The following is a 700-nucleotide window of genomic DNA, read 5'->3' on the forward strand; positions in this document are numbered from 1 at the left end:
ATTTAAGCCTACGCCAGCTAATGTACTGGCTTATGGGGAGCATTGGTGGCGCGAGTTGGTGTCAGCACACGGTAACATTAGTCATGTTCCCTGTTCTAGTTTGGCTATGTTGCCAAGGTAAACCGCTCGATAAGTTAATGCTTGGAGAGATTCATGCCACTCAACTCGGTGTCGATGTTCATCAGATGCGCTGGAAGTTGATTTTAGCCATCTCAGTGTTGGTTGGTAGCTCCGTCGCATTAGGTGGCATCATTAGCTTTGTTGGTTTGGTGGTTCCGCATTTGCTGCGATTAGCGTTTGGCACAGAAAACCGTTACTTGTTGCCAATGTCGGCAATATCTGGCGCAGCTTTGCTTGTTTTTGCAGATATTGGTGCGCGCTTATTGTTGGATTCCGCAGAACTGCCTTTAGGTGTGATGACGACTTCTATCGGTGCGCCTATTTTCATTTGGATGTTGGTGAAGAGTCATGATGCGCGTTAAGCATATAGCGGTTGGAAGTCGTTTACTGCCACTTTCATTTGAATGCAAAGCTGGCGAAGTCGTCCACGTTGTCGGACCAAACGGCTCTGGTAAGAGTACGTTACTCGCAGCGATTTCTGGCACATTAACTGGCAGGGACGGAGCGAGCGGTGAAGTTCATGTGGATGACAAAAACTTGCTCACGTTATCTTTGTCGGAACAAGCTTATGTTCGCGGTT

2 protein-coding genes are annotated in these 700 nt (G+C 47.7%); both read left to right on the forward strand.

Going from position 1 to position 700, the window contains the following annotated elements; translation table 11 throughout:
* Window positions 1-482: iron chelate uptake ABC transporter family permease subunit (locus R7040_RS26650; RefSeq protein ID WP_318097610.1), on the forward strand; the 482-nt coding region annotated here is incomplete at its 5' end.
* Window positions 469-700 (forward strand): ATP-binding cassette domain-containing protein (locus R7040_RS26655; RefSeq protein WP_318097611.1); only part of this gene is annotated, 232 nt, incomplete at its 3' end. The genes R7040_RS26650 and R7040_RS26655, both read left to right, overlap by 14 nt.

Source organism: Vibrio sp. 1069 (assembly GCF_033340555.1).